The organism is Cellulomonas sp. B6, from assembly GCF_001462455.1.
Lineage (GTDB): Bacteria > Actinomycetota > Actinomycetes > Actinomycetales > Cellulomonadaceae > Cellulomonas.
Window position 1 is genome coordinate 1 of record NZ_LNTD01000104.1, and the last position, 26171, is coordinate 26171.

The 26171-nt window shown below is 72.7% G+C and carries 23 protein-coding genes; 5 read left to right on the forward strand and 18 right to left on the reverse strand.

The features are described 5' to 3' along the window. Positions 1 to 693 (forward strand): O-methyltransferase (locus ATM99_RS09995; protein WP_223304967.1); only part of this gene is annotated, 693 nt, incomplete at its 5' end. Between the two features lie 91 nt (positions 694 to 784). Here the strand turns inward: ATM99_RS09995 and ATM99_RS10000 are convergent. From ATM99_RS10000 to uvrC, 9 genes are all read right to left on the reverse strand, one after another. Beyond that, the gene (locus tag ATM99_RS10000; protein WP_062102781.1) at positions 785 to 1135 is read right to left on the reverse strand and encodes an RNA polymerase-binding protein RbpA; all 351 of its coding nucleotides are present in this window, start codon (positions 1133 to 1135) and stop codon (positions 785 to 787) included. A gap of 12 nt (positions 1136 to 1147) precedes the next feature. Continuing rightward, positions 1148 to 1393, reverse strand: a complete 246-nt coding sequence (gene secG / locus ATM99_RS10005; RefSeq protein ID WP_062102782.1) for a preprotein translocase subunit SecG — start codon at positions 1391 to 1393, stop codon at positions 1148 to 1150. Positions 1394 to 1615: 222 nt separating this feature from the next. Next, a complete protein-coding gene (gene tpiA, locus ATM99_RS10010; protein WP_082659537.1) occupies positions 1616 to 2410 on the reverse strand; it encodes a triose-phosphate isomerase in 795 nt (264 codons plus the stop codon). Positions 2411 to 2412: 2 nt separating this feature from the next. Next, positions 2413 to 3600: a phosphoglycerate kinase gene (gene pgk / locus ATM99_RS10015; RefSeq protein WP_062102783.1), complete on the reverse strand. Its 1188-nt coding sequence runs from the start codon at positions 3598 to 3600 to the stop codon at positions 2413 to 2415. 164 nt (positions 3601 to 3764) lie between these two features. Further along, positions 3765 to 4769: a type I glyceraldehyde-3-phosphate dehydrogenase gene (gap, locus tag ATM99_RS10020; RefSeq protein WP_062102784.1), complete on the reverse strand. Its 1005-nt coding sequence runs from the start codon at positions 4767 to 4769 to the stop codon at positions 3765 to 3767. A 267-nt stretch (positions 4770 to 5036) separates the two neighbouring features. Then, positions 5037 to 6017 carry a DNA-binding protein WhiA gene (whiA, locus tag ATM99_RS10025; RefSeq protein ID WP_046528469.1) on the reverse strand — a complete coding sequence of 327 codons (981 nt, stop codon included), beginning with the start codon at positions 6015 to 6017 and terminating at the stop codon, positions 5037 to 5039. A 79-nt stretch (positions 6018 to 6096) separates the two neighbouring features. Beyond that, entirely contained in the window at positions 6097 to 7074 is a 978-nt protein-coding gene (gene yvcK, locus ATM99_RS10030; RefSeq protein WP_062102815.1) for a uridine diphosphate-N-acetylglucosamine-binding protein YvcK, read from the reverse strand. 11 nt (positions 7075 to 7085) lie between these two features. Then, complete coding sequence (gene rapZ, locus ATM99_RS10035) at positions 7086 to 8027, reverse strand: RNase adapter RapZ (RefSeq protein WP_062102785.1); 942 nt, start codon at positions 8025 to 8027, stop codon at positions 7086 to 7088. Positions 8028 to 8109: 82 nt separating this feature from the next. Beyond that, entirely contained in the window at positions 8110 to 10182 is a 2073-nt protein-coding gene (gene uvrC / locus ATM99_RS10040; RefSeq protein ID WP_062102786.1) for an excinuclease ABC subunit UvrC, read from the reverse strand. A gap of 90 nt (positions 10183 to 10272) precedes the next feature. Here uvrC and ATM99_RS10045 point away from each other — a divergent pair, with 90 nt between their 5' ends. Next, positions 10273 to 10773 (forward strand): OsmC family protein, encoded by a 501-nt coding sequence (locus ATM99_RS10045; RefSeq protein ID WP_062102787.1) that lies wholly within the window; start codon positions 10273 to 10275, stop codon positions 10771 to 10773. A 65-nt stretch (positions 10774 to 10838) separates the two neighbouring features. Here the strand turns inward: ATM99_RS10045 and uvrA are convergent, their stop codons facing one another. Next, positions 10839 to 13700 (reverse strand): excinuclease ABC subunit UvrA, encoded by a 2862-nt coding sequence (gene uvrA / locus ATM99_RS10050; RefSeq protein ID WP_062102816.1) that lies wholly within the window; start codon positions 13698 to 13700, stop codon positions 10839 to 10841. A gap of 143 nt (positions 13701 to 13843) precedes the next feature. On the opposite strand from uvrA, the gene ATM99_RS10055 reads away from it, so the two are divergent. Both ATM99_RS10055 and ATM99_RS10060 read left to right on the forward strand, forming a co-directional pair. Then, positions 13844 to 15730 carry a glycoside hydrolase family 15 protein gene (locus ATM99_RS10055; protein ID WP_150118238.1) on the forward strand — a complete coding sequence of 629 codons (1887 nt, stop codon included), beginning with the start codon at positions 13844 to 13846 and terminating at the stop codon, positions 15728 to 15730. Beyond that, a complete protein-coding gene (locus tag ATM99_RS10060) occupies positions 15727 to 16443 on the forward strand; it encodes an MBL fold metallo-hydrolase (RefSeq protein WP_062102788.1) in 717 nt (238 codons plus the stop codon). Before ATM99_RS10055 ends, ATM99_RS10060 begins: the two co-directional genes overlap by 4 nt. Before the next feature lie 3 nt (positions 16444 to 16446). Here the strand turns inward: ATM99_RS10060 and ATM99_RS10065 are convergent, their stop codons facing one another. After that, positions 16447 to 17631 carry an acyl-CoA dehydrogenase family protein gene (locus tag ATM99_RS10065; RefSeq protein WP_062102789.1) on the reverse strand — a complete coding sequence of 395 codons (1185 nt, stop codon included), beginning with the start codon at positions 17629 to 17631 and terminating at the stop codon, positions 16447 to 16449. 62 nt (positions 17632 to 17693) lie between these two features. On the opposite strand from ATM99_RS10065, the gene ATM99_RS10070 reads away from it, so the two are divergent. Next, a complete protein-coding gene (locus ATM99_RS10070) occupies positions 17694 to 17984 on the forward strand; it encodes a YciI family protein (RefSeq protein ID WP_062102790.1) in 291 nt (96 codons plus the stop codon). 69 nt (positions 17985 to 18053) lie between these two features. On the opposite strand, the gene ATM99_RS10075 is transcribed toward ATM99_RS10070, so the two are convergent. The 7 genes from ATM99_RS10075 to rpsA all read right to left on the reverse strand — a co-directional run bounded on the left by ATM99_RS10075 (position 18054) and on the right by rpsA (position 25930). Further along, positions 18054 to 19085 carry a TerC family protein gene (locus tag ATM99_RS10075; protein WP_062102791.1) on the reverse strand — a complete coding sequence of 344 codons (1032 nt, stop codon included), beginning with the start codon at positions 19083 to 19085 and terminating at the stop codon, positions 18054 to 18056. Then, positions 19082 to 20164, reverse strand: a complete 1083-nt coding sequence (locus ATM99_RS10080) for a TerC family protein (RefSeq protein ID WP_082659541.1) — start codon at positions 20162 to 20164, stop codon at positions 19082 to 19084. The genes ATM99_RS10075 and ATM99_RS10080 overlap by 4 nt, the downstream gene beginning before the upstream one ends. Positions 20165 to 20388: 224 nt before the next feature. Then, complete coding sequence (locus ATM99_RS10085) at positions 20389 to 20823, reverse strand: VOC family protein (RefSeq protein WP_062102792.1); 435 nt, start codon at positions 20821 to 20823, stop codon at positions 20389 to 20391. 57 nt (positions 20824 to 20880) lie between these two features. Next, on the reverse strand, positions 20881 to 22986 hold the full coding sequence (gene uvrB, locus ATM99_RS10090; protein WP_062102793.1) for an excinuclease ABC subunit UvrB: 2106 nt from the start codon (positions 22984 to 22986) through the stop codon (positions 20881 to 20883). Between the two features lie 55 nt (positions 22987 to 23041). Next, the gene (locus tag ATM99_RS10095) at positions 23042 to 23491 is read right to left on the reverse strand and encodes a hypothetical protein (RefSeq protein WP_062102794.1); all 450 of its coding nucleotides are present in this window, start codon (positions 23489 to 23491) and stop codon (positions 23042 to 23044) included. Positions 23492 to 23670: 179 nt separating this feature from the next. After that, a complete protein-coding gene (gene coaE / locus ATM99_RS10100; protein WP_062102795.1) occupies positions 23671 to 24300 on the reverse strand; it encodes a dephospho-CoA kinase in 630 nt (209 codons plus the stop codon). Positions 24301 to 24439: 139 nt separating this feature from the next. Beyond that, positions 24440 to 25930, reverse strand: a complete 1491-nt coding sequence (rpsA, locus tag ATM99_RS10105; RefSeq protein ID WP_062102796.1) for a 30S ribosomal protein S1 — start codon at positions 25928 to 25930, stop codon at positions 24440 to 24442. Positions 25931 to 26171 lie beyond the last annotated feature (241 nt).

Here is a 26171-nt window from a genome sequence, read left to right on the forward strand (position 1 = left end):
GCGGGCCCCGGGCCCCGACGCCCCCGCGCCGAGGTCGACCCCGCGTGGACGGCGGTCGAGACGTACGTCGCACCGCTCGTCGCCGAGGGCGCCGACGCCGTCGCCGTGCGCACCGCTGCCGCCGACGCGGGCCTGCCCGACATCGCGGTGAGCCCCGCGCAGGGCCGCCTGCTCGACCTGCTGGCCCGCGCCGTGGGTGCGCGCCGCGTGCTCGAGATCGGCACGCTGGGCGGCTACAGCACGTGGTGGCTCGCGCAGGCGCTGCCGGCCGACGGCTCGGTCATGACGCTGGAGGTCAGCGACGCGCACGCGACGGTCGCCCGGACGTCCCTCGCGGCGGCCGGTCTGCAGGACCGCGTCGACGTGGTCGTGGGGCCCGCCCTGGAGTCGCTGGACCGTCTCGTGGCGGCGCACGTCGCCCCGTTCGACCTCGTGTTCGTCGACGCCGACAAGCAGCAGCTCGCGGCCTACCTCGACCGCGCGGTGACCCTGTCCCGCCCCGGCACGCTCGTCGTGGTGGACAACGTGGTGCGCCGGGGCGCGGTCGTCGACGCCGACCACCCCGACGACCGCGTGCGGGGCGTCCGCGAGTTCATGGAGAGCGCGGCGGCCGACGGCCGCGTCGACGGCACCGTCGTGCAGACCGTCGGGGAGAAGGGCTACGACGGGTTCGCGCTGCTGCTGGTGCGGTGAGCGCCGGCCCGGTCGTCACGGGCCGGGGGACGCGGACGGCGTCGCACCCCGCGGTGTGCGACGCCGTCCGCACGTCGAGGGGTGGGCGTCGTCAGCGACGTCCGCGCCGCGCCCGGAGCGCGGCGAGCGCCTCGTCGAGGATCGCCGCGCCGTCCTCCTCGCTGCGACGCTCCTTCACGTACGCGAGGTGCGTCTTGTACGGCTCGTTGCGCGTGGGCGACGGCGGAGCCTCCGGGTCCTGCCCGGCGGGGAACCCGCATCGCGGGCAGTCCCACGTCTCCGGCGCCTCGGCAGCAGCCTCCTCCGCGAAGCTCGGCCGCGTCTCGTGGCCGTTCGCGCACCAGTAGGAGATCCAGATGCGCGGTGCCGCGTCGCCGCGCTCCGCCTCACCCATCGGACCGGCACCGACGCGCGACCCCCTGATCGCACTTCCGCTCGCCATGGCCGTGCCCCCTTACTCGGAGAACTTCTCGATGAGCCCGAGCAGCACGATCATCATCGTCCACGTCAGCGCGACGCCGATCGTGATCCGGTTGAGGTTGCGCTCGGCGACGCCCGACGAGCCCGCGCCGGCCGTGATGCCGCCACCGAACATGTCCGACAGTCCACCGCCCTTGCCCTTGTGCAGCAGCACCAGCGGGACGAGCAGGAGGCTGGTCAGGACCAGCAGCACCTGGAGGGTGATACGCAGGGCAGTCACGTCGGTGGGTTCCTCACTCGGGCGGTCGGTGCAGCGGTGCGCCGGATCACTCGCGGCGCCGGTGCGGGTCGTGCGGGTGGTGCTCGACGTCGACGCCCCGGTGTGCGGTGGCGGACGACGCCGGTACAGGGTAGGCGACGCGAGGTGCTCCGGACCACCACGCCGCGCCCGGTGCGCCGTCCGGTCGGCACGCTGCTGCGCACCGACCGGACGGCGGTGCGGTCAGGCGACGGTGTGCGCCTGGAACCGAGCGATCTTCGCGAACTCCTCGGGGTCGAGGCTCGCGCCGCCGACCAGGGCACCGTCCACGTCGGGCTTGGCCATGATCGACGCGACGTTCGAGGACTTGACCGAGCCGCCGTACAGCACGCGCACGGCGTCGGCCGTGGCCTGGTCGTACAGCTCGGCGATGCGCACGCGGATCGCCTCGCACAGCTCCTGGGCGTCCTCGGGCGTCGCGGTCTCGCCCGTGCCGATGGCCCACACGGGCTCGTAGGCGACGACGAGCCCGGCGACCTGCTCGGCCGTCAGGCCCTCGAGCGCGCCGTCGAGCTGAGCCAGCGTGTGCGGCACGTGCTCGGCAGCCTTGCGCACCTCGAGCGGCTCGCCGACGCACACGATCGGGACGAGGCCCGCACCGAGCGCCGACCTCACCTTGGCGTTGACGACGGCCTCGTCCTCGTGGTGGTACTGCCGGCGCTCCGAGTGGCCGACGGCCACGTAGGTGCAGCCGAGCTTCGACAGGAACAGCGGCGAGATCTCGCCGGTGTACGCGCCGGACTCGTGCGCCGACACGTCCTGCGCACCGTAGACGAGCTCGAGCTTGTCGGCGTCCACGAGGGTCTGCACGCTGCGCAGGTCCGTGAACGGCACGAGCACCGCGACCTCGACGGCCGCGAAGTCGTGCTTGGCGTCGCGCAGGCTCCACGCGAGCTTCTGCACGGTGTGCGTCGCCTGGTGGTGGTCCAGGTTCATCTTCCAGTTGCCCGCCATCAGCGGGGTGCGGGTGGTCGCCACGATCAGTCCTCCAGGACAGCGATGCCGGGGAGGGTGTTGCCCTCGAGAAGCTCCAGCGACGCGCCGCCGCCGGTGGAGATGTGGCCGAAGCCGGCCTCGTCGAAGCCGAGCAGGCGCACGGCCGCGGCGGAGTCACCGCCGCCGACGATCGAGAAGCCCTCGGTGTCGACGAGCGCCTGCGCGACGGCCTTGGTGCCCTCGGCGTAGGCGGCGCGCTCGAACACGCCCATCGGGCCGTTCCACGCGATGGTCTTCGCCGCGAGGATCGCCTCACGGAACAGCGCGGCGGACTTCGGGCCGATGTCCAGGCCCATCGTGCCGGCCGGGATCGCGTCGACCGCGACGACCTGGTAGTCGTCCGAGCCGAACTCGGGCGCGACCAGCGTGTCGACGGGCAGGACGATCTCGACGCCGGCCTCCTGCGCCTGCGCGAGGTAGCCCTTGACCGTCTCGACCTGGTCCTCCTCGAGCAGCGAGGAGCCGACCTCGTGGCCCTGGGCCTTGAGGAAGGTGAACATCATGCCGCCGCCGATGAGCAGCTTGTCGGCCTTGGTGATGAGGTTGCCGATGACGCCGAGCTTGTCGGAGACCTTGGCGCCACCGAGGACGACGACGTAGGGCCGCTCGGGGTCCTCGACGGCCTTGCGCAGCGCCTCGACCTCGGTGAGGACGAGCGTGCCGGCCGCGTGCGGCAGCCGCAGCGCGACGTCGTAGACCGACGCCTGCTTGCGGTGCACGACGCCGAAGCCGTCGGACACGAACGCGTCGGCGAGGGACGCGAGCTCGTCGGCCAGCGCGCCGCGCTCGGCCTCGTCCTTGGAGGTCTCGCGCGCGTCGAAGCGCACGTTCTCGAGCAGGGCGACCTGCCCGTCCTGCAGCGCCGCGACGGTCGCCTTCGCCGACTCGCCGACGAGGTCCTCGGCGAGCGCCACGGGCTGACCGAGCAGCTCGCCCAGGCGGGCCGCGACGGGCGCGAGCGAGTACTTCGCCTCGGGCGCGCCCTTGGGGCGGCCGAGGTGCGCGACGACGACGACGCGCGCGCCCTGCGAGGTCAGCGCCTGCAGGGTCGGCAGCGCGGCGCGGATGCGACCGTCGTCGGTGATGGTCGTGCCGTCGAGCGGCACGTTGAAGTCGGAGCGGACGAGCACGCGCTTGCCGCGCAGGTCGCCCAGGTCCTCGATGGTCTTCATGGTCGGTGTCTCCCTCGCTGCCGCCGGTGCTCGGCGGCTCGGACTCCCCCGCGGTGCGGGGGCACGGCCGTGGGGCGTCGCGCCCCGGACACGGCAGCGTCCGCGTGCACCGGGCCGGGTGGCCTCGGCGCACGCGGACGCATGGACTGCCTACGGTGCGAGCGTCAGAGACGCGCGCCCACGTACTCCGTCAGCTTGACGAGGCTGCTCGAGTAGCCCCACTCGTTGTCGTACCAGGCGATGATCTTGACCTGGTCGCCGATCACCTTGGTGAGCTTCGCGTCGAAGATGCTCTGGTGCGGGTTCGTCACGATGTCCGAGGAGACGATCTCGTCCTCGGTGTACTCAAGCGTGCCCTTGAGCGGACCCTCGGCGGCGGCCTTGACCGCGGCGTTGACCTCCTCGACCGTGACCTCGCGCGAGGCGGTGAAGGTCAGGTCGGTGGCCGAGCCGGTGATCGTCGGCACGCGGAGCGCGAAGCCGTCGAGCTTGCCCTTGAGCTCGGGCAGGACGAGCGCCACGGCCTTGGCCGCACCGGTCGTCGTGGGGACGATGTTCTGCGCGGCGGCGCGGGCGCGACGCAGGTCGCGGTGCGGGCCGTCCTGCAGGTTCTGGTCGCCCGTGTAGGCGTGGATCGTGGTCATGAGACCACGCTCGATGCCGATCGCGTCGTTGAGCGCCTTGGCCACGGGGGCGAGGCAGTTCGTGGTGCAGGACGCGTTCGAGATGATGTGCTGCGTGGCCGGGTCGTAGTCGGTGTGGTTCACGCCGACGACGAACGTGCCGTCCTCGTTCTTGGCCGGGGCCGAGATGATGACCTTCTTGGCGCCGGCGTCGATGTGCGCCTTCGCCTTGGTGGCGTCCGTGAAGAAGCCGGTCGACTCGATGACGATGTCCGCGCCGAGCTCCGCCCAGGGCAGGTCGGCCGGGTTGCGCTCGGCGAGGGCGCGGATCTTCTTGCCGTCGACGATGATGTTGTCGTCGTCGTAGTCCACGCTCAGCGGGAAGCGGCCCAGGACCGTGTCGTACTTGAGCAGGTGGGCCAGGGTGTGGTTGTCCGTCAGGTCGTTGACGCCGACGATCTCGATGTCGGCCCCCGAGGCCACGATGGCGCGGTAGAAGTTGCGCCCGATGCGGCCGAAGCCGTTGATGCCGACCTTGATGGTCACTTGCCCTCCTCGGCACGCGCCGTGCTCATGCCGGCGCACACAGTTGGTGTTCGGTCACGCACGCCGCTGTGCGTCCCGACCGCCACGGTCGGCTCCCGCCGGACATTGCCCAGCGTGTTGCGTCCTCGTTGCGATCGGATGACCCGAGCCTATACCCGGTGGCCCAGGTCACGCCCAAGACGAAGGTCCACCCCCGCACGTGTTCGCATGCTGGACCATCCGCCGCCCGCGCCGCCCTGGCGTCACGGACGGCCCGGTCGGCGAGGGTCAGAGGTCGAGCAGGTCCGGGCTCAGCCCGGCCTCGGTGTCGGGGATCCCGAGCTCGGCAGCGCGCCGGTCGGCGGTCGCCAGCAGCCGGCGGATCCGCCCGGCGACCGCGTCCTTGGTCAGCGCGGGCTCCGCGAGCTTCCCGAGCTCCTCGAGCGAGGCCTCCTTGTGCGCGAGCCGCAGCTCACCGGCCTGCCGCAGGTGCTCGGGCAGGTCCTCCCCCAGGATCTCGAACGCGCGCTCGACGCGCGCGCCGGCGGCCACCGCGGCCCGCGCCGAGCGTCGCAGGTTCGCGTCGTCGAAGTTCGCGAGCCGGTTCGCGGTGCCGCGGACCTCGCGCCGCACGCGGCGCTCCTCCCACACCAGCATCGTGTCGTGCGCGCCCAGCCGCGTCAGCATCGCGCCGATCGCGTCGCCGTCGCGGATCACGACGCGGTCGACGCCGCGCACGTCCCGCGCCTTCGCGGCCACGCCCAGCCGCCGTGCCGCGCCGACCAGCGCGAGCGCCGCCTCCGGACCGGGGCACGTCACCTCGAGCGACGACGACCGACCCGGCTCGGTGAGCGAGCCGTGCGCGAGGAAGGCGCCGCGCCACGCCGCCTCGGCCTCGCCGACGCCCGCGGACACGACCTGCGGCGGCAGCCCACGCACCGGACGACCGCGGTTGTCCAGCAGACCTGTCTGCCGTGCGAGCGACTCGCCGTCCTTCACGACGCGGACGACGTAGCGGCTCCCGCGGCGCAGACCCCCGCCCGACACGACGATGATGTCGCTCTCGTGCCCGTAGACCTCGGCGATCGCCTGCCGCAGCCGGCGGGCGGCGATGCCCGTGTCGAGCTCGGCCTCGATGACGATGCGACCCGAGATGATGTGCAGACCGCCCGCGAACCGCAGCGTGGCCGAGATCTCCGCCTTGCGGCACGAGGTCTTGTCCACCTTGAGCCGGGCGAGCTCGTCCTTCACCTGTGCCGTGAGCGCCATGGCGCAATCCTGCCACCGAGCGGGCCGTGGTCGTGACCGTCTCGTGACCCGATCTCGGCCGGTCCGCGCGAGCCGGGCGTCACCGTCCGGTGCGCGTCCCGACGTCGCCCAGGTAGTCCTCGACGACGTCGCGCAGCGCGGCCGCGAGGCGCAGCGGGTCGTGCACGGCGCTCTGGTCGCCGCGCCGCACCTGCCGGACCAGCAGCTGCGCCCCCATCGTGGCGCAGAGGTCGGCCAGCTCGTCGACGTCCTCGACCGACGCCGGGTCGGCCACCACGGCGTGCACGGGCAGGTCCGGCGCGTGCGCCCGCAGCACCGCGAGGTGGTCCACGGCGCGCATGCCGACCGTCTCGTCGTCGGGCGTGAGGTTGAGCACCACCACGACGCGCGCGGTCGTCTCGAGGAGGGCCGCGCGCAGCGCGGGCACGAGCAGGTGCGGCAGCACCGAGGTGTACCAGGAGCCGGGACCCAGCACGACCCAGTCGGCCTCACGCACCGCGTCGACCGCCTCGGGGCACGCCGGCGGGTCCACGGGGTCGAGCCGCAGCTGGGCGATGCGCCACCCGGTCGTGGCCACGTGGGTCTGGCCGCGGACGACGTCGCGCTCCCCCGCCGGCCCGACGACGTCGGCCTCGATCCGCAGCGGCACGGACGCCATCGGCAGCACCCGGCCGCGCGCGCCGAGCAGCCGGCCCACGAGGTCCAGGCCCTCGACGGTGTCGCCGAACAGCTCCCACAGCGCGACGATCAGCAGGTTGCCCACCGAGTGCCGGTCGAGCGGCCCGTCGGACGAGAAGCGGTGCTGCAGCAGGTCGCGCCAGGTGCGCCCCCACTCCGAGTCGTCGCACAGCGCCGACAGCGCCATGCGCAGGTCGCCCGGCGGCAGCACGCCCAGCTCCTCACGGAGCCGACCGGACGATCCGCCGTCGTCGGCGACCGTGACCACGGCGGTGATGCGGTCGGTCATGAGCCGCAGCGCCGACAACGACGCGGACAGCCCGTGGCCGCCGCCCAGCGCGACGACCGCGGGACGCGACGGGTCGCCGGAACGCCTCACGAGCGGCGTGCTCACTCCTTGCCCAGGTCGCGCGCCGTGACCTGCACGCGGTGTCCCCGCTCGCGCAGGCGCGCGGCGATGGCCTCGCTGATCGCGACCGAGCGGTGCTTGCCGCCCGTGCAGCCCACGGCGATGGTCGCGTACCGCTTCTCCTCGTGCAGGTAGCCGTCGAGCACGGGCTCGAGCGCGTCGACGTAGCGGTCGACGAACGTCACGGCGCCCGGGAGACCCAGCACGTAGTCGCGCACCGGGGCGTCGCGGCCCGACAGGTGCCGCAGCTCGGTGATCCAGTACGGGTTGGACAGGAACCGCACGTCCACGACGTGGTCGGCGTCCAGCGGGATCCCGTACTTGAAGCCGAACGACAGGACCGACACGTGCAGCACGTCCTCCGCCGGGCCCGAGACGCCGGAGCGCACCATGCGCGCCAGGTCGTGCACGTTGAGGTCGGACGTGTCGATCACCGTGTCGGCTCGCTCGCGCAGGTCCGACAGCAGCGTCCGCTCGTGCGCGATCCCGTCGAGGATGCGGCCGTCGCCCTGCAGCGGGTGCGGGCGACGGACCTGCTCGAATCGACGCACGAGGACCTCGTCGGACGCGTCGAGGAACAGCAGGCGCACCTCGACGCCGCGGTTCTGCAGGTCGTCGAGCACGCCCGTGAGGGCCGCGAAGTACTCACGCCCGCGCACGTCGATGACCGCCGCGAGCCGCTGCGCGCCGCCACCCACGGGGCCGCTCGTGAGCATGCCCACCAGGTGCGTGAGCATCTGCGCCGGGAGGTTGTCGACGACGTACCAGCCCAGGTCCTCCAGCACCGCCGCGGCGCGCGTCCGTCCCGCGCCCGACATCCCGGTGATGACCAGGACCTGCGGCAGCTCGAGGACGGGGGCCGCGGTGGCGGCCTCGAGGGCGGGGATGCCCGCCGGCACGGTGATCGGCGACGGCTCGCTCATGCCCCCATCGTGCCAGGCACCGGCGACGACGCCAGAGGTGACCCGCCGGGGGGGGGCGACGGCCGCCGCCGGACCCCGCGCGTCAGGCGTCGGTGACGGGTGGGTCCGCCGGTGCCGCGGCGGCCTCCGGTGCCGTGGCGGCCTCCGGTGCCGTGGCGGACTCCGGGGTCATGACGGCGCCCGCGGGCACCGAGGTCTGCGAGGTGGCCGGCGCGAGCGCCGCGACCACGGCCTCGGCCGTCCGCTCTCCCATGCCGGGCACGGTCGCGATCTCCTCGGCGGTCGCGGCGCGCAGCCGCTTGACCGACCCGAAGTGCCGCAGGAGCGCCGCCTTGCGTGCGGGGCCCAGCCCCGGGACGTCGTCGAGCGCGGACGCGGTCATGCCCTTGCTGCGGCGCTTGCGGTGCGCGGTGATCGCGAACCGGTGCGCCTCGTCCCGCACGCGCTGCAGCAGGTAGAGCCCCTCGGAGCTGCGCTGCAGGATGACCGGGTACTCCTCCCCCGGCACCCACACCTCCTCGAGCCGCTTGGCGAGCCCGCACAGCGCGACGTCGTCGATGCCCAGCTCGGCCAGGGCGGCCGCCGCCGCGGCCACCTGCGGCGGACCGCCGTCGACGACGACCAGGTTCGGCGGGTAGGCGAACCGCGCGGGACGTCCCGTGCGCTCGTCGATCGGCCCGCTGCGCGGCGCGTCCTCGTCGTCCCCGTCGCCCAGGTCGAGGTCGTGCGACTCGGCGCGCTCGGCGAGGTAGCGGCGGAACCGGCGCGTGATGACCTCGTGCATCGCCGCCGTGTCGTCCCGCGCCCCCTGGCCCTCGGGTCCGCGCACCGAGAACAGCCGGTACTCGCTCTTGCGCGCGAGGCCATCCTCGAACACCACCATCGACGCCGACTGGTAGGTGCCCTGGTTGTGCGACACGTCGTAGCACTCGATCCGCAGCGGCGCGGTGGGCAGGTCGAGCGCCTCCTGGATCTCGCGCAGCGCCTGGCTGCGGGTCGTGAGGTCACCCGCACGCCGCGTGCGGTGCAGCGCGAGCGCGTGCTCGGCGTTGCGCAGCACCGTCGCCGCGAGCTCGCGCTTGTCCCCTCGCTGCGGCACGCGCACATGCACGCGGCTGCCGCGCAGACCCGTGAGCCACGCCTGCACCTGGTCGAGGTTGGCCGGCAGCACGGGCACGAGCACCTCGCGCGGCACGGCACCGGGGGCGCCCGAGGCGTCCTCCCCGCCGTACACCTGCTGCAGGAGGTGCTCGACGAGCGCGGCGTCGTCCAGGTCCTCGACCTTCTCGACGACCCAGCCACGCTGCCCGCGGATGCGCCCGTCGCGCACGTGGAACACCTGCACGGCCGCCTCGAGCTCGTCGCCCGCCATCGCGAAGAGGTCCGCGTCGGTGCCGTCGGAGAGCACGACGGCGTTGCGCTCGGTCGCCTTCTCGAGCGTCGCGATGTCGTCCCGGAGTCGCGCGGCACGCTCGTAGTCGAGCTCCGCGGCCGCCTCCTTCATCCGCGCGGTGAGCCGCCGCGTGAAGCGCGCCGTGTCGCCGGCCATGAAGTCGCAGAAGTCCTGCGCGAGCCGGTGGTGCTCGTCCACGCCGATCCGCCCGACGCAGGGCGCCGAGCACTTGTCGATGTAGCCGAGCAGGCACGGACGCCCCTGCTGCTGGGCGCGCTTGAAGACGCCCGCCGAGCACGTCCGCACGGGGAACACGCGCAGCAGGAGGTCGACCGTCTCCCGGATCGCCCACGCGTGCGCGTACGGACCGAAGTACCGCGTGCCGCGCCGCTTCGCGCCGCGCATGACCTGCACGCGCGGCACCTCGTCGGCCATCGTCACCGCGAGGTACGGGTACGACTTGTCGTCGCGGTACTTGACGTTGAACCGCGGGTCGAACTCCTTGATCCAGGAGTACTCGAGCGCGAGCGCCTCGACCTCGGTGCCGACGACGGTCCACTGGACGGAGGCGGCCGTGGTCACCATCTGCTGCGTGCGCGGGTGCAGGCCCGCGAGGTCCTGGAAGTAGCTGTTGAGACGGCTGCGCAGGCTCTTGGCCTTGCCGACGTAGACGACCCGGCCGTGCTCGTCGCGGAACCGGTACACGCCGGGGGCGTCGGGGATCTCTCCCGGCGCGGGGCGGTACGTCGCGGGATCGGCCATGCGTCCGAGCGTAGTTGGCGCCACCGACAGCACCGTGCGCCGGGCACCGCCGACGGGCGCCCGTGTGATGCGCGCCACTAGGGTCGGTGCATGGCACAGCTGCTGCACCAGTACTCGGTGGACCTCACGTGGACCGGCGCGGGCACGGCCGGTACCGCGACCTACACGTCGTACGGGCGCGACCACGCGCTGACGGCGGGTGGCAAGCCCGCCGTGGCGGGCACGTCGGACCCGCACTTCCGCGGCGATCCCGACCGCTGGTCGCCCGAGGACCTGCTGGTCGGGGCGCTCGCGCAGTGCCACATGCTGTGGTTCCTGCATCTCGCGGCGAGCGCGGGTGTCGTCGTGGTCGGCTACGAGGACGCCGCCTCGGGGACGATGCGCATCGAGAGCCAGGGGCAGGGGCAGTTCACGGAGGTCGTGCTGCGCCCGCGCGTCACGGTCCGGGGCGGCACGCTGCCGGATGGCGAGCCGGTGGACGACGCCGTGCTGGCCGACGTGCACCGGCGCGCGCACGAGCACTGCTTCATCGCGCGGTCCGTGAACTTCACGGTGCGCCACGAGCCGGCGCCCGTGGTCGTCACCGCCTGAGACGCCTCGCGGCGGGGGCGGGGTCGCGCGACCCGGCACCCGCCACGAGCGACGCGTTCAGGGCGTCAGGCGCTCACCTCGACGCGCTCGGGCTCGAGGACCTCCGCGAGGAAGCGCCCGGTGTGGCTCTCCGGCACCGACGCGACGTGCTCGGGCGTGCCCTGCGCGACCACCGTGCCACCGCCGGAGCCTCCCTCGGGGCCCATGTCGACGACCCAGTCCGCGTTCTTGATGACGTCGAGGTTGTGCTCGATGACGAGCACGGTGTTGCCCTTGTCGACGAGCGACTGCAGCACGCCGAGCAGCTTGCGGATGTCCTCGAAGTGCAGACCCGTCGTGGGCTCGTCGAGCACGTAGATGGTCCGCCCGGTCGAGCGCCGCTGGAGCTCGGCGGCGAGCTTGACGCGCTGCGCCTCGCCGCCGGAGAGCGTGGGGGCGGGCTGCCCGAGCCGCACGTACCCGAGGCCGACGTCGACCAGCGTGCGCAGGTGGCGGGCGATCGCCGGGACGGCGGCGAAGAACTCCGCGGCCTCCTCGATGGGCATCGCGAGCACGTCGGCGACCGTCTTGCCCTTGAAGTGCACCTCGAGGGTCTCGCGGTTGTACCGCGCGCCGTGGCAGACCTCGCACGGCACGTACACGTCGGGCAGGAAGTTCATCTCGATCTTGAGCGTGCCGTCGCCCGAGCACGCCTCGCAGCGGCCGCCCTTGACGTTGAACGAGAACCGCCCCGGCGTGTACCCGCGGACCTTGGCCTCGGAGGTCTCCGCGAACAGCCGTCGCACGTGGTCCCACACGCCGGTGTACGTCGCGGGGTTGGAGCGCGGCGTGCGACCGATGGGCCCCTGGTCGACGTGCACGACCTTGTCGAGCTGGTCGAGCCCCGTGACCCGCTTGTGCCGTCCCGCGACCTGGCGCGCGCCGTTGAGCTCGTTCGCCATCACCGTGTAGAGGATCGAGTTCACGAGCGTCGACTTGCCTGAGCCCGAGACGCCGGTGACGGCCGTGAGCACGCCGAGCGGGAACGACACGTCGATGCCGCGCAGGTTGTTCTCGCGCGCGCCGACCACCGTGACCTGCCGCGAGCGGTCCACGGGACGCCGCGTCGCCGGCATGGGGATCGCACGCCGACCCGACAGGTAGGCGCCCGTGACCGACTCCTGCGACGCGAGCAGGCCCTCGAGGTCCCCCGAGTGCACGACGCGACCGCCGTGCTCGCCCGCGCCGGGCCCGATGTCGACGATCCAGTCCGCGGTGCGGATGGTGTCCTCGTCGTGCTCGACGACGATGAGCGTGTTGCCGAGGTCGCGCAGCCGCGTGAGCGTCTCGATGAGGCGGCGGTTGTCGCGCTGGTGCAGCCCGATGGACGGCTCGTCGAGCACGTACAGCACGCCGACCAGGCCCGAGCCGATCTGCGTCGCGAGCCGGATGCGCTGCGCCTCGCCGCCCGAGAGCGTGCCGGCCGGGCGCATGAGCGACAGGTAGTCCAGGCCGACGTCGAGCAGGAAGCCGAGACGCGCCTGGATCTCCTTGACGACCTGCGCGGCGATCGCGCGCTCGCGCTCGCCGAGCTCGAGGCCGTCGATGAAGTCGCGCGCCTCGTCGATGGGGAGCGCGCACACGTCGGCGATGGAGCGGCCGCCGACCTTGACCGCGAGCACCTCGGGCTTGAGACGGGCGCCGTCGCACGCGGGGCACGGGACCTCGCGCATGAACGCCTCGTACTTCTCCTTGCTCCACTCGGACTCGGTCTCGGAGTGGCGCCGCTCGAGGAACGTGATGACGCCCTCGAACCCCGTCGAGTACTGCCGCTCGCGCCCCCACCGGTTGCGGTAGCGCACGTGCACCTCGTGGTTCTGCCCGTGGAGCACGGCGTCGCGGGCGCGCTTCGGCAGCGCACGCCAGGGCGTGTCCATCGAGAAGCCCAGGTCGTCCGCGAGGGCCGTCAGGACGCGCTGGAAGTACTCCGACGACGTCTGCGCCCACGGCGCGACCGCACCCTGGGCCAGCGACAGCTCGTCGTCGGGGACGATGAGCTCCGGGTCGACCTCGAGCCGCGAGCCGATGCCGGTGCACTCGGGGCACGCGCCGTAGGGCGCGTTGAACGAGAACGTGCGCGGCTCGATCTCGTCGAGCGTGAGGACGTGGTCGTTCGGGCACGAGCGGTGCTCGGAGAAGCGGCGCTCGCGCTGGGGGTCGTCCGCGTCGGCGTCGACGAGCTCGACGACCAGCAGGCCGCCCGCGAGCCCGAGGGCGGTCTCGACCGAGTCGGTGAGGCGGCGCTGCACGCCCTCGCGCGACACGAGCCGGTCGACGACGACCTCGATGTCGTGCTTGAGCTTCTTCTCGAGCGTCGGCGGGGACGTCAGCTGCACGACCTCGCCGTCCACGCGGGCACGCGCGAAGCCCTTGCCCTGCAGCTCGCGGAACAGGTCGGCGTACTCGCCCTTGCGGCCCCGCACCACGGGCGCGAGCACCTGGTAGCGCGTGCCGTCGGGCAGCTCGAGCAGGCGGTCGACGATCTGCTGCGGCGTCTGCGCCTGGACGCGCTCGCCGCAGACCGGGCAGTGCTGCGTCCCCGCACGAGCGAACAGCAGGCGCAGGTAGTCGTAGACCTCGGTGATGGTGCCGACGGTGGACCGCGGGTTGCGGTTGGTCGACTTCTGGTCGATCGAGACCGCGGGCGACAGTCCCTCGATGAAGTCGACGTCGGGCTTGTCCATCTGCCCGAGGAACTGCCGCGCGTACGCCGACAGCGACTCGACGTAGCGGCGCTGGCCCTCGGCGAAGATCGTGTCGAACGCGAGCGACGACTTGCCGGAGCCGGACAGGCCCGTGAACGCGATCATGGCGTCGCGCGGCAGGTCGAGGTCGACGTTGCGGAGGTTGTGCTCCCGGGCGCCGCGGACCACGAGACGGTCGGACAGAGGTTGCGTCACAGCCGTGCAGTCTACGACCGCCCTCCGACAATCGCACACGTGTTCGACGTGACGCGCGTCCCGTCGGCCGCACGCGCACGCCCGCGGCGCAGCGCGCGCGAGCGACGCCCGTCCGGTCCATGCTGGTCGCGATGGAGCCCACGACCAGCCCCGACGCGTCCCAGCGGCACCCCGACCTGCTCGGCTGCCAGGTGCCCATCGAGGACTACGCGGTCCTCGGTGACGGCCACACCGCCGCCCTCGTCTCGCGCGAGGGGTCCCTCGACTGGCTGTGCCTGCCGCGCTTCGACTCCGACGCGTGCTTCGCGGCGCTGCTCGGCACGCCCGACCACGGGCGCTGGCTCCTCACGGTGCGCGACGCGGCGTCCGTGACGCGGTCGTACCGCGGCGACTCGTTCGTGCTCGACACGACGTACGTCACGCCGACCGGCACCGCCGTCGCGACGGACGCCATGCCGCTCGGCGACGGTCGCAGCGACGTCGTGCGGCGCGTCGAGTGCACGCACGGCGAGGTCGAGGTCGAGCACGAGTGGGTCGTGCGGTTCGGCTACGGCGGCATCCAGCCGTGGGTCCGGCACGAGCGCGACGCCGACGGCAACGACGCGATCCGGGCGATCGCGGGGCCCGACTCGCTCGTGCTGCGCGGCGACCGGCTGCCGCGCGCCGTCGACCACCGGCACCGCGACCGCTTCACGCTGCGCGCGGGTGAGAGCGTCGAGCTGTCGCTCACGTGGGTGCACTCGTGGCAGCCCGTCCCGCCGCGGCTCACGGTGCCCGACCGGCTCGACGCGACAGTGATCGCGTGGGGCCTGTGGGCGCGGGACTGCACGTACGACGGCCCGTACGGCGAGGCCGTCGTCCGCTCGCTGCTGGTCCTGCGGATGCTGACCGACGTGACGACGGGCGGCATCGTCGCCGCGCCGACGACCTCGCTGCCCGAGACGTTCGGCGGCGAGCGCAACTGGGACTACCGGTACTGCTGGCTGCGCGACGCGGCCCTCACGCTCGAGGCGCTGCTGGAGCAGGGGTTCCGCGACGAGGCCACGCAGTGGCGGGACTGGCTCGAGCGCGCCGTGGCCGGGGACCCGCGCGACCTGCAGATCATGTACCGCCTGGACGGCGGGCGCCGGCTCCCCGAGACGCACCTCGACCACCTGCCGGGCTACGCCGGGTCGCGGCCGGTGCGGCTCGGCAACGGCGCGGTCGACCAGGTCCAGCACGACGTGCTCGGCGAGGTCATGTCGGCGCTCGCGATGGCGCGCGACGCGGGCCTGGCCGAGACCGCGGACTCGTGGTCGCTGCAGCGGCGGCTCGTCGACGACCTCGTGCGCGGCTGGCGCGAGCCGGACCGCGGCATCTGGGAGGTCCGCGGCGAGCCGCGCCACTTCACGCACTCGAAGTTCATGGCCTGGGCGGCGCTCGACCGGTCGATCCGCGGCGCCGAGGACCACGGCCTGCCCGCGCCGCTGGACCGGTGGCGCACCGCGCGCGACGAGATCCGCGCCGACGTCCTCGCGCACGGCTGGTCGGACGAGGTCGGCAGCTTCGTGCAGCACTACGGCGCGACGCACACCGACGCGTCCCTGCTGCAGATGGTGCAGGTCGGCTTCCTGCCCGCGGACGACCCACGCGTCCTCGCGACGGTCGCACGGGTGCGCGACGAGCTCGAGGTCGCGCCGGGGCTCCTGCTGCGCTACCGCGCCGAGCGGACGGACGACGGCCTGGAGGGCGACGAGGCGCCGTTCCTCGCGTGCTCGTTCTGGCTCGCGGACGCGCTCGCGCGCGCGGGCGACGTCGCCGGGTCGACCCGGGTGCTCGACGCGCTGGTGCCGCTCGCGAACGACGTGGGGCTGCTGGCGGAGCAGTACGACCCGCAGGCGCGGCGGATGGTCGGCAACGTGCCGCAGGCGCTGTCCCACCTCGCGCTCGTGCGCGCGGCCCACAGCCACGACGTCGCGTGCCGGGCAGCCGCTGCAGCCGACGCGGCGGACGACGGCACCTCGGTGGAGGCACGATGACAGGACCGGGCTACACGGGGCGGGTGCACGTCGGCGGCCCGACCGACGTGCGCGTGCTCGACGGCGCGGAGATCCGCAAGGTCGCCGTCGGGCCGATGGACAACGCGGCGTACCTGCTGACGTGCCGGCGGACGGGCGCGCAGCTGCTGGTCGACGCACCCGCCGAGCCGGACCGGCTGCTCGCGCTCGTGCGCGAGGGGTCGTCCTCGGCTCGGCTCGACACGGTCGTCGTCACGCACCGGCACCACGACCACGTCGGGGCGCTCACGTCGGTCGTCGCGGTGACCGGTGCGCAGGTGGCCGCCGGCGCGGACGACGCCGACGCGATCGCCTCGGCGACCGACCACGCGGTCGCCGTCCGGCTGCGGCACGGCGACACCGTGACCGTCGGCGACCTCGTGCTCGACGTCGTGGGGCTGCGCGGGCACACGCCCGGGTCCGTCGCCCTCGCGCTGAGCGAGCCGTCGGACGTCCGCGCACCGGGCGCGGTGCCCGGCCGCGTGCACCTGTTCACCGGCGACTCGCTGTTCCCCGGCGGCGTCGGCGCGACGGGCGGGGACGCCGCGCGGTTCACCGCGCTGCTGGGCGACGTCACCACCCGGGTGTTCGAGCGGTTCCGTGACGACACGTGGGTCTACCCCGGGCACGGTGACGACACGACCCTCGGCGCCGAGCGCCCCCACCTCGCCGCCTGGGCGGCCCGCGGCTGGTGAGGCTCAGTCCTCGACGGGCCCCAGCACCGACGTCGCGAGGGTCGCGTGCGCCGACTCGTCGTCGGACGGGTGGTAGATGCCGGCGAGCACGTCGCGGTACAGCCGCGCGAGCTCGCTGCCCGTGAAGTACGCACCGCCGCCCGAGACGCGCAGCGCGAGGTCGACCACGACGCGCGCGGTCTCCGTCGCGCGGACCTTGAGCCCGACGAGCTGCGCGAACCACCGCGCACCGTGGTCGGCCTGCTCGTCCACGTCGCGCGCGAGCGCGAACAGCTGGAGCTCGGCGCCGTCCTGCGCGAGCGCGGCGTCGGCGACGCGCCACCGGATGTCGGGGTCCTGCGCGTAGCTGCGCCCGCCGTTCTTCATCGACGTGCGACGCCGCGCGTGCGCGACGCCGAGCTCGAGCGCACGACGCCCGATGCCCGTGTACACGGCCGCGAGCAGCGTCTCGAAGACCGCGAACAGCGCGAACACGAACGGGTCGGCGCTCGGGCCGGGAGGCAGCCGTCGGTAGACGCGGTCGGCCGGGGCGTACGCGCCCTCGAGCACGGTGGTCGCGGACTGCGTGGCCCGCATGCCCAGCGTGTCCCAGTCGTCCTTGGCGCGCACGCCGCCGTCCTCGCGCGCCACGACCCCGTGCACGAGACGCGGGTCCGCGGGGTCGGAGTCGTCGAGCCCGAAGGTCGCGAGCCGCGTCCAGACGGGCGACAGCGACGTGAAGATCTTGGTGCCGTGGTAGCGGTAGCCGCCGTCGGGCTGCGGCTCGGCACGCGTGCGCGAGCCGAACATCACCAGGTCGTTGCCGGCCTCGGAGTTCCCGAACGCGAACACCTCACCGGCGGCGGCGTCGCGCAGCACGAACCCGACCGAGTCGTCGCCGCGGCCCACGAGCAGCGCCGCGAGCCCGGTGACCACGAGGTGCATGTTGACCGCGAGCGCCGTCGCGGGCGCCGCGCCGGCGAGTCGCACCTGCTCGCGCGCGACCTCCTCCAGCGTGAGCCCGGCCCCACCGAGGTGCTCGGGCACGAACGCCCGCAGGTACCCCGCGGCGACCAGGTCGGCCAGGTCGTCGTGCGGGAACGTGTTGTCCCGGTCGTGCGCGTCGGCGCGCCCGTGGATGCGCTCGAGCAGCTCGTCGGTCAGCAGGGTCCGCGGCCGCCGGGGCGCGGACGAGGTCGTCGAGGTCATGACGTCACTCTGCCACCGTCCGCCGCGCGCGCCGTCGGCGGGGGCTCGGGCAGGATGTCGCCATGACCACATTCGCCGTCCGCTACACCTACGACGAGCGCGCCGACGTGCGCGACACGGTGCGCCCGGAGCACCGCGCGTGGCTCGCGCAGCAGGCCGAGGCCGGGGTGCTGCTCGGGTCCGGTCCGTTCGTCGACGGCGATCCCGGCGCGCTGCTGGTCCTGCGCGCCGACGACGAGCCCGCGCTGCGCGCGCTGCTGACGCAGGACCCGTTCGCGCGCGAGGGGCTCCTCGCCGCGGTCGACGTGCGCGCGTGGGACGTGGTGCTCGGCCCCTGGGCCGCGAGCGTCTGACAGCCGCACCCCCGGACGCGCAGGCACCGGCACGCCCCGTCGTGACGCGGCGCGCCGGTGCTCCGTCCGTCAGTCGGCCGGGCCGTCGGGCGTGCCGTCGGTCGGTCCGGTCTGCGCCGCGACCGAGCGCCGCGGCCCCAGCACCAGGCTCGCGACGGTGGCCGCGCCGAGCGCGCCCGCGATCACGACGAGCGAGAGCCACGTGGGCACCTCGGGCGCCCACGCGACGGGCTCGCCGCCGTTCACGAACCCCAGCGTGTTGGTCGCCAGCGCCTCGAGCACGAGCTTGCCCCCGATGAAGGCGAGCACGGCCGCGAGCCCGTACGGCAGGTAGACCAGCTTGTCGAGCAGACCGCCGAGCAGGAAGTAGAGCTGGCGCAGTCCCATGAGCGCGAACACGTTCGCCGTGAACACGATGAAGGGGTCGTGCGTGAGGCCGAAGATGGCGGGGATCGAGTCGAACGCGAACAGCAGGTCGGTGGTGCCGATCGCGAGGAACACCACGAGCAGCGGCGTGAACACCCGCCGCCCGTCCTGCTCGGTGCGCAGGTTCCCGCCGTCGTAGGTCGCCGACAGCGGGAGCACGCGCCGCACGACGCGCACGACGGCGTTCTCGCTGTACTCCTCGTCGTCGCCGCCGGTGCCCTCGCGGGCGACCTTGACCGCCGTCCACACCAGGAACGCGCCGAACAGGTAGAACACCCAGGTGTACCGCTCGATGAGCGCGGCGCCCGCCAGGATGAACCCCCCGCGCAGCACGAGCGCGACCACGATGCCGACCATGAGCACGCGCTGCTGCTGCTCCCGCGGGACCGCGAAGCTCGACATGATGAGCAGGAACACGAACAGGTTGTCGACCGACAGGCTGTACTCGGTCAGCCAGCCCGCGACGAACTCCCCCGCGGGCGCCGAGCCGCCGACGACCGAGAGCAGCCCGGCGAACGCGAGCGCGAGGCCCACGTAGACGAGCACCCACGTGACGCTCTCGCGCACGCTGGGCACGTGGGGCCGTCGCCGCACGATCGCGAGGTCGACCAGGAGGATCGCGACGACCGCGACCAGGGACGCGACCTGGAAGGCCGCCGGGAGCTCGTGGGTCACGGACGGTCGCCGCGGATCTCGTCGCGCCCGGCGTCGGGGCCCTCGGGGGCGTCGGCGTGGATGCCGAGGCGCGCCTCGCGCGACGACGCCCCGGCCACGGCCGACGCGGCCGCGTCCTTGCGCGTGCGACGCAGCGAGAGCACGGTCGTCAGGAACAGCGTCAGCACGATCACGCCCAGCGACACCCACGTGTTGACCTCGGGGATCGCCGTGACGTGCTCGCCGCCGTTGATGAACCCGACCTCGTTGGTGTGCAGGGCGTGGATGAGCAGCTTGACGCCGATGAAGCCGAGGATGAAGCCCAGGCCGTACGAGAGGTAGACCAGCTTGTCGAGCAGTCCGTCGATGAGGAAGAAGAGCTGGCGCAGGCCGAGCAGCGAGAACGCGTTCGCGGTGAAGACCAGGAACGTCTCCTGCGTGAGCCCGAAGATCGCCGGGATCGAGTCGACCGCGAAGATGATGTCCGCGGTGCCGATGGCGATCATGACGATGAGCATCGGGGTGATGAACCGCTTGCCGTCGCGGCGCACGACCATCTTGTCCTCGACGTAGTCGTCGGTGGTCGGGAACGCGCGGCGCGTCCAGCGCAGGACGGCGTTCTCGTGGTATTCGCCCTCCTCCTCGCTGCCGGACCGGATCTGCGTCCAGGCGGTGTAGAGCAGGAACGCGCCGAAGATGTAGAAGATCCACGACAGGTTCTCGATCATCGCCGCGCCGACGAAGATGAAGACCGTCCGGAGCACCAGCGCGATGGTGATGCCGATGAGCAGCACCTTCTGCTGGTAGAGCCGCGGCACCCGGAAGCTCGCCATGATGAGGACGAAGACGAACAGGTTGTCGACGGACAGGCTCTTCTCGGTCACGTACCCGGCGAAGTACTCGGCCCCGTACGTCGATCCCCAGACCCCCCACACGAGGAACCCGAACGCGATCGCGACGCCGACGTACCCGGCGGACCACCACGCCGACTCGCGCAGGGTCGGCTCGTGCGGCGAGCGCACGTGCCCCACGTAGTCGACGACGAGCATGAGCAGGATGGCGCCGACGGTGACGGCCCACGCCCAGACAGGAACATCCACGAAAAGACCTCCGGAAGGGTACGGCTGATGGCCGGAGGTCTCTTCCGCCAACGCGACCCCATGCGGGTCAGGCGCGCGGCCGACGGCACCGGGCCGGCAACGATGGCGACCGTGATGACGATGACGTCGTGGGGAGTACTCCCCTCCAGGTCGTCACTATAGGTGACGATCCCGACGAGCGCCGTCCCGGCGTCCGCGCGTCGGACGCCGGGACGGCCGACGCGTCAGACGAGGCAGAACTCGTTGCCCTCGGGGTCCTGCATGACGATCCAGAAGCCCTGCTCCTGGCTGTCGAACTCCTGGACGTGACGCCCCCCGAGCGCGACGAGCTCGTCGGCGCGCGCGCGGATCGCCGCACGGTCGGGCTCCTCGCCACGCACGTGCCCGGGCTGCCCGACGTCGAGGTGGAGCCGGTTCTTGGTGACCTTGTCCTCCGGCACCTTCTGGAGGTAGAGCCGCGGACCGGCACCCTCGGGGTCGACGACCGCGTAGGCGTCGTTCCACCGGTCCTCCGGCAGGCCCCAGCCGCGCAGCGCCTCGTCCCACGTGCTGAAGCCGGGCGGCGGCGGGTCCTCGACGTAGCCGAGCACCTGCGCCCAGAACCCGCCGAGCGCCCGGGGATCGTGCGCGTCGATGACGATCTGCAGCCTGCGGTCCATGCGTCCTCCGTGGGTGGTGTGCTCGGCGGTGCTGCTCCGGCGCCCGGGTGGGACCGGTCAGGCGGTCGCGGCCTGCATCTGCCGCAGCTCCTTCTTGAGGCCCGAGATCTCGTCGCGCAGGCGCGCCGCGAGCTCGAACTGCAGCTCGCCGGCGGCGGCGTGCATCTGCTCGGTCAGCTGCTGGATGAGGTCCGCGAGCTCGTGCGCGGCGGCCCCGGTGAGGCGCGTGCGGTCGTCCTGCGGGCCCGAGCGGGAACCCAGGCCGGGCACGGGTGCCTTGCCGCGGCTCGCCTGCCGGCCGGCGCCGCCCAGCAGCTCGGCGGTGTCGGCGTCCTCGCGCGCGAGCATGTCGGTGATGTCGCCGATGCGCTTGCGCAGCGGCTGCGGGTCGATGCCGTGCTCGGTGTTGTAGGCGATCTGCCGCTCGCGCCGACGCTCGGTCTCGTCGAGGGCCTGCCGCATCGCGGGCGTGATCTTGTCCGCGTACATGTGCACCTGGCCGGACACGTTGCGCGCGGCGCGCCCGATGGTCTGGATCAGCGACTTGCCGGACCGCAGGAACCCCTCCTTGTCGGCGTCGAGGATCGCGACCAGCGACACCTCGGGCAGGTCGAGGCCCTCACGCAGCAGGTTGATGCCGACCAGCACGTCGTACTCGCCCAGTCGCAGCTCGCGCAGCAGCTCGACGCGGCGCAGCGTGTCGACCTCGGAGTGCAGGTACCGGACCTTGACGTCCTTCTCGAGCAGGTAGTCGGTGAGGTCCTCGGACATCTTCTTGGTCAACGTCGTCACCAGGACGCGCTCGTTGCGCTCGACCCGCTCGCGGATCTCGCCCAGCAGGTCGTCGATCTGCCCCTTGGTGGGCTTGACCACCACCTGCGGGTCGATCAGGCCCGTCGGGCGGATGATCTGCTCGACGACCCCGTCGGACATCGAGAGCTCGTAGTCCCCGGGCGTCGCCGACAGGTACACGGTCTGCCCGATGCGCTCGACGAACTCCTCCCACCGCAGCGGGCGGTTGTCGATCGCGCTCGGCAGCCGGAAGCCGTGGTCGACGAGCGCCCGCTTGCGCGACCGGTCGCCCTCGTACATCGCGCCGATCTGCGGGACGGTGACGTGCGACTCGTCGATGACGAGGAGGAAGTCCTCCGGGAAGTAGTCGATGAGCGTGTGCGGCGCCGAGCCCGGGGCACGACCGTCGATGTGCCGCGAGTAGTTCTCGATGCCCGAGCACGACCCGATCTGGCGCATCATCTCGATGTCGTACGTCGTGCGCATCTGCAGCCGCTGCGCCTCGAGCAGCTTGTTCTGCCGCTCCAGGTCCGCCAGGCGGGCCTCGAGCTCGGCCTCGATCCCGGTGATGGCGCGCTCCATGCGCTCGGGGCCGGCGACGTAGTGGGTGGCCGGGAACACGTGGACCTGCTGCTCCTCGCGCACGATGTCACCGGTCAGCGGGTGGAGCGTGGCGATCGCCTCGATCTCGTCGCCGAACATCTCGATCCGGACGGCGAGCTCCTCGTACACCGGGATGATCTCGATCGTGTCGCCGCGGACGCGGAACGTGCCGCGCGTGAACGCCATGTCGTTGCGCGAGTACTGCATGGTGACGAACTGCCGCAGGAGCTGGTCGCGGTCGATCCGGTCCCCGACCGACAGGGTCACCATGCGGTCGACGTACTCCTGGGGCGTGCCCAGGCCGTAGATGCACGACACGGTCGCGACCACGACGACGTCCCGCCGCGTCAGGAGCGAGCTCGTGGCCGAGTGCCGCAGCCGCTCGACCTCCTCGTTGATCGAGGAGTCCTTCTCGATGTACGTGTCCGTCTGCGCGATGTACGCCTCGGGCTGGTAGTAGTCGTAGTACGACACGAAGTACTCGACGGCGTTGTTCGGCAGCAGCTCGCGGAACTCGGTCGCGAGCTGCGCCGCGAGGGTCTTGTTCGGCGCCATGACGAGCGTCGGGCGCTGCAGCTTCTCGATCAGCCAGGCCGTGGTCGCCGACTTGCCGGTGCCCGTGGCACCGAGCAGGACGACGTCCTTCTCGCCCGCCTGGACGCGCTCGGCGAGCTGGGCGATCGCGGTGGGCTGGTCGCCGCTCGGCGTGTACTCGGACACGACCTCGAACGGCGCGACGGTCCGCTGCAGGTCGGTGACGGGGCGCATGTGCCCACCGTACGTCCGCCCACCGACAACGACCCCGCGGGGCCGGGGCGCCCGGTCAGGTGCCGCTGAACGACACCGACGCGGCGGGGTCCGCCTGCTTGAGCAGCTTCGCGTAGCCGTCCATGAACGCGCGGTACGTCGAGAAGCCCGAGATCTTGCGCTTGGACACCGGCACGAGCGCGCTCATGCCGGACGACCTCGTCACGTAGCTCGTGATGATCGTCCGCACCGTCACGCGTCCCACGGCGCGGTCGAGCTCGACGTCGAAGAAGAGCACGGGCTCCGTGCCGTCACGCGTCATGTCCCGGACCGAGAAGGACACCTTGCTCGACGCACGGTCCCCCGTGCGCAGCCACCCGGACGGGTCCTCGACCGCGGCGGCCGCCTTGACCGCCAGGTCGAGCGCCTGCGACGCCGTCAGCGTCGCCGTGGCCACCGACATGGACGCCTTCGACTGCAGCGGGCGCGCCTCCCACCCGTTCGTGCCGACCGACTGGAGCGCCATCGTTCCTCCGGCTGCGTTGCCCCTGACGGACCGCCGGGGCGGCCCCTCGGACACGTCGTCGCGTCCGTTCCGAGTGATCGGCGCTCGAACGGTACTCCTCGCGTGGACACGCGTTCAATTCACTCGTGCGGGTGACCCACGTTCATCGCATCGGCGGGACCAAGGTCGCACCGGCGCCGTCAGGGCGCCTCTGCGGCCCTCTCGTCGTCGCGCTCGGCCGCGAGGCGCTCCCACACCTCGTCGACCTGCCGTTCGAGGTCGACGTCCCCGCCGGACCCGTCGAGCACGACGTCCGCCACGGCCAGCCGCTCCTCGTCGCGCGCCTGGGCGGCGACGCGCGCCTCGGCGTCCTCCCGCGTCATGGCCCGCAGCCGCACGAGCCGCTCGACCCGCAGCAGCGCCGGGGCGTGGACCACGACGACGACGTGGAAGTCCGCGGCCTGACCCGTCTCGACCAGCAGCGGGATGTCGTGCACGACGACCGCGCCCGCGTCGAGGGTCGCGGCGGCCGCCTCGCGCTCGGCCGCCAGCCGCCGGACCGCCGGGTGCACGATCGCGTCGAGCCGCGCGCGGGCCGCCGCGTCGGAGAACACGACCCGCGCGAGCGCCGCCCGGTCCAGCGCTCCCTGCGCGTCGAGCACACCGGCGCCGAACTCCTCGACCACGGCGTCCAGACCGGGAGTCCCCGGCTCGACCGCGAGGCGGGCGAGGACGTCCGCGTCGACGACCACGGCGCCGAGCTCACCGAACCTGCGCGCCGCGACGGACTTGCCCGCCGCGATGCCACCCGTCAGACCGATCCTCTGCATCGCCCCATCGTGCCGATGCACGAGCCCCGGCGCGAGTCGCGCGGCGGCCCACGGGGCGAGCACGACGAAGACGGCCGGTCACCCCGAAGGGTGACCGGCCGTCGTGGTGTGCCGGGTGCGGGCTGCCGCCCGCCTCCCGTCAGTTGCCGGTGAGCTTCTCGCGCAGCGCCGCGAGCGCCTCGTCCGACGCGAGTGTGCCGGTGGCCTCCTCGGTCGCGGACGAGTACGTCGACGGGACCGCCCCGCCGCCACCGCTGGTGGCCGCAGCGCCGTTGTCCGAGTTCTGCGCGTCGAGGTCCGCCTGGGCCGCCGCGGCGACCTGCTTGCGGTGGGCCTCCCAGCGCTCGTGGGCGGCCGCGTACTGCGCCTCCCACGTCTCGCGCTGGGCGTCGAAGCCCTCGAGCCACTCGTTCGTCGTCGGGTCGAAGCCCTCGGGGTACTTGTAGTTGCCCTGCTCGTCGTACTCGGCCGCCATGCCGTACAGCGCGGGGTCGAAGTCGTCCGACTCGGGGTCGAAGCCCTCGTTCGCCTGCTTCAGCGACAGCGAGATGCGGCGACGCTCGAGGTCGATGTCGATGACCTTGACGAAGACGTCGTCGCCGACCTGCACGACCTGCTCGGGGATCTCGACGTGGCGCACGGCCAGCTCCGAGATGTGCACGAGGCCCTCGATGCCGTCCTCGACGCGCACGAACGCGCCGAACGGGACGAGCTTGGTGACCTTGCCGGGGACGACCTGGCCGATGGCGTGCGTCCGGGCGAACGCCTGCCACGGGTCCTCCTGCGTCGCCTTCAGCGACAGCGAGACCCGCTCGCGGTCGAAGTCGACCTCGAGGACCTCGACCGTGACCTCCTGGCCGACCTCGACGACCTCGGAGGGGTGGTCGATGTGCTTCCAGGAGAGCTCGGAGACGTGCACGAGGCCGTCCACGCCGCCGAGGTCGACGAACGCACCGAAGTTGACGATCGAGGACACGACACCGGGGCGGACCTGGCCCTTCTGCAGGGTCTGCAGGAAGGTCGAGCGCACCTCGGACTGCGTCTGCTCGAGCCACGCGCGGCGCGACAGGACCACGTTGTTGCGGTTCTTGTCGAGCTCGATGATCTTCGCCTCGATCTCCTTGCCGACGTACGGCTGGAGGTCGCGGACACGACGCATCTCGACGAGGGAGGCGGGCAGGAAGCCGCGCAGGCCGATGTCGAGGATGAGGCCACCCTTGACGACCTCGATGACGGTGCCGGTGACGACGCCGTCCTCCTCCTTGATCTTCTCGATCGTGCCCCACGCCCGCTCGTACTGAGCGCGCTTCTTGGACAGGATCAGCCGGCCTTCCTTGTCCTCCTTCTGGAGGACGAGGGCCTCGACCGCGTCGCCGACCTTGACGACCTCACCGGGGTCCACGTCGTGCTTGATGGACAGCTCGCGGGAGGGGATGACGCCCTCGGTCTTGTAACCGATGTCGAGCAGGACCTCGTCGCGGTCGACCTTGACGATGGTGCCCTCGACGATGTCGCCATCGTTGAAGTACTTGATGGTGGCGTCGATCGCGGCGAGGAAGTCCTCGGCCGAACCGATGTCGTTCACCGCGACCTGCGGGGCGGCGGGCTTCGCGGGGGTGGAGATGCTCATGTAGGGGTGGGCTCCGATGCGGACAGGATGTAGTGCGGACAGGAGTGGTGCGGTCTCGGCAACAGCGCCGATCGCCCGGGTGTTCCCGGACACCGCCCCCGACGTCGGCCGACGGCCGGACCACGAGCAGGTCGGGAACGCGAGAGCGCGCGTATCACCGCCGTCCACCCTATCGGGTGGACGGCGGGAGAGGCAAAGCCGTCGTCGAGCGCCTCGCACGGCCCTGGCAGGGTCGGTCGAC

Excerpts from the sequence above, each read along its gene's own strand:
- ATM99_RS10000 (WP_062102781.1), bottom strand. The coding sequence starts at position 1,135 with ATGGCGAGCGGAAGTGCGATCAGGGGGTCGCGCGTCGGTGCCGGTCCG.
- pgk (WP_062102783.1), bottom strand. The coding sequence starts at position 3,600 with ATGAAGACCATCGAGGACCTGGGCGACCTGCGCGGCAAGCGCGTGCTC.
- whiA (WP_046528469.1), bottom strand. The coding sequence starts at position 6,017 with ATGGCGCTCACGGCACAGGTGAAGGACGAGCTCGCCCGGCTCAAGGTG.
- rapZ (WP_062102785.1), bottom strand. The coding sequence starts at position 8,027 with ATGAGCGAGCCGTCGCCGATCACCGTGCCGGCGGGCATCCCCGCCCTC.
- uvrC (WP_062102786.1), bottom strand. The coding sequence starts at position 10,182 with ATGGCCGATCCCGCGACGTACCGCCCCGCGCCGGGAGAGATCCCCGAC.
- ATM99_RS10045 (WP_062102787.1), top strand. The coding sequence starts at position 10,273 with ATGGCACAGCTGCTGCACCAGTACTCGGTGGACCTCACGTGGACCGGC.
- ATM99_RS10055 (WP_150118238.1), top strand. The coding sequence starts at position 13,844 with ATGGAGCCCACGACCAGCCCCGACGCGTCCCAGCGGCACCCCGACCTG.
- ATM99_RS10060 (WP_062102788.1), top strand. The coding sequence starts at position 15,727 with ATGACAGGACCGGGCTACACGGGGCGGGTGCACGTCGGCGGCCCGACC.
- ATM99_RS10065 (WP_062102789.1), bottom strand. The coding sequence starts at position 17,631 with ATGACCTCGACGACCTCGTCCGCGCCCCGGCGGCCGCGGACCCTGCTG.
- ATM99_RS10070 (WP_062102790.1), top strand. The coding sequence starts at position 17,694 with ATGACCACATTCGCCGTCCGCTACACCTACGACGAGCGCGCCGACGTG.
- ATM99_RS10085 (WP_062102792.1), bottom strand. The coding sequence starts at position 20,823 with ATGGACCGCAGGCTGCAGATCGTCATCGACGCGCACGATCCCCGGGCG.
- uvrB (WP_062102793.1), bottom strand. The coding sequence starts at position 22,986 with ATGCGCCCCGTCACCGACCTGCAGCGGACCGTCGCGCCGTTCGAGGTC.
- ATM99_RS10095 (WP_062102794.1), bottom strand. The coding sequence starts at position 23,491 with ATGGCGCTCCAGTCGGTCGGCACGAACGGGTGGGAGGCGCGCCCGCTG.
- coaE (WP_062102795.1), bottom strand. The coding sequence starts at position 24,300 with ATGCAGAGGATCGGTCTGACGGGTGGCATCGCGGCGGGCAAGTCCGTC.
- rpsA (WP_062102796.1), bottom strand. The coding sequence starts at position 25,930 with ATGAGCATCTCCACCCCCGCGAAGCCCGCCGCCCCGCAGGTCGCGGTG.